General features: G+C 33.4%; 3 protein-coding genes and 1 pseudogene. 3 read left to right on the top strand and 1 reads right to left on the bottom strand.

Annotated features, from left to right (window positions below):
• The 3 genes and pseudogenes from CVS92_RS09215 to rplS form a co-directional block, all read left to right on the top strand.
• A partial coding sequence (locus CVS92_RS09215; RefSeq protein WP_234398740.1) for a hypothetical protein occupies positions 1-184 on the top strand: 184 nt, incomplete at its 5' end.
• A 41-nt stretch (positions 185-225) separates the two neighbouring features.
• Positions 226-726 (top strand): annotated as a pseudogene (locus CVS92_RS08960) (tRNA (guanosine(37)-N1)-methyltransferase TrmD); the annotation flags it as partial.
• A gap of 8 nt (positions 727-734) precedes the next feature.
• On the top strand, positions 735-1,091 hold the full coding sequence (gene rplS / locus CVS92_RS08955; protein ID WP_021090978.1) for a 50S ribosomal protein L19: 357 nt from the start codon (positions 735-737) through the stop codon (positions 1,089-1,091).
• 197 nt (positions 1,092-1,288) lie between these two features.
• Here rplS and CVS92_RS08950 read toward each other — a convergent pair whose 3' ends face one another.
• Positions 1,289-1,450: a CorA family divalent cation transporter gene (locus CVS92_RS08950; RefSeq protein WP_413784241.1), complete on the bottom strand. Its 162-nt coding sequence runs from the start codon at positions 1,448-1,450 to the stop codon at positions 1,289-1,291.
• Positions 1,451-1,481 lie beyond the last annotated feature (31 nt).

Raw genomic sequence — 1,481 nt, 5'->3', positions numbered from 1 at the left:
AAACGGTTGTCACGTCTTGTTCATGTCCGCTCGTAATTCTTGCAGTAATGACATATTTGCTGGTTGCCTGTGTGGTTGCAAGCAGTTTTTCCAAACCGTGATCATCGATGGACAGGCGCCGAAGATCACAGTCCTTCACAAATTCTTTAATGTCTTCGGTGAGGCTGCCAGCACTGAAGAATAAACCGTGAAGATCGTCGGAAGCGTCATATGTGTATAAGAAACAGGCCTTTGGATGAGTCGATCAAATTTCTAAAAGAAAAAGATAAAAATGCTCATGTGATATTTTTAACGCCAGCTGGTAAAAAATTTAATCAAAATGATGCAAAGAGGCTTTCTAAAAAAGATCATATTTGTTTTGTTTGCAGTAGATATGAAGGCTTTGATGAACGAGTTGTTGAGCTTTGGGCAGATGAAGTTTTTTGCATAGGCGATTTTATTTTAACTGGCGGAGAGCTTCCTGCGCTTTGTATAAGTGATGCAATATCAAGAAATATACCTGGAGTTTTAGGAAACGATATGAGCCTTGAAGTTGAGAGTTTTGAGAATAACTTGCTTGAAGCTCCATCTTTTACAAAGCCTGATAATTTTAGATCAATCTTTGTGGTTTCAGAGTTTTTAAAGGGTAACCATGCTAAAATCCACACTTTAAAAAATAAGATGGCTCACTGCAAAACAAGGTTCTTTCGCCCTGATTTATATCAAAAGCTTAAGCCACATAAATAAGGAAAAACATGAGAAATAAATACATTGAAGCATTTGAAAATGCTCAAATTGCTAGTAAAAATATTCCTGACTTCCGTGCAGGAGATACATTGCGTGTTGCTACTCGTATTCACGAAGGCGATAAAACTAGAATTCAAAATTTTGAAGGCATTTGTATAGCTAGACGTGGTAGCGGTACTGGTGAAACATTCATCATTAGAAAAATTGGCGCTAATAGTGTTGGCGTTGAGAGAATTTTTCCAATTTTTAGTGATTCTATCGAAGAGATAAAAGTTCTTAGAAAAGGTCGTGTTAGAAGAGCTAAATTATTCTATCTACGTGACCTTCGTGGTAAAGCTGCTAAGATCCGCGAACTTAGAAAATAATTCTACTATCTGTCCTGAAGCCTATTCAGGACTTTTCAACTTTTTTAAATCTAATTTCTATTTTCTGTTAAATATTTTTATCGTTTTTAATATTAATAAAAATCCATTTATTTTTTACCACTATATAAAAATTTAAAATATATAAAAAATTTCTATATAAAGTTTCAGATACCTTATATACTAAATTTATTTACTTTCTACTTTTTCTTATTCGTGTACCAAAACAAAAAAGAAGTACAGCAAAGAATTACTCCAAACATTATTGATACAACTATCATAGTAGCATTTTTAGTTTCATTAAATGGTAAGCCTTGTGTATTCATGCCAAAAAAGCCAGTTATCAGATTTAATGGCAGCATTACAGCTGATATCATTGTCAAAATATAAATA

Origin of the sequence: Campylobacter concisus (genome assembly GCF_003048555.1) — a bacterium.
GTDB classification, from domain to species: domain Bacteria; phylum Campylobacterota; class Campylobacteria; order Campylobacterales; family Campylobacteraceae; genus Campylobacter_A; species Campylobacter_A concisus_AO.
Note: the sequence above shows the minus strand (reverse complement) of the source record. Positions and strands in the feature narration are given on the sequence as shown.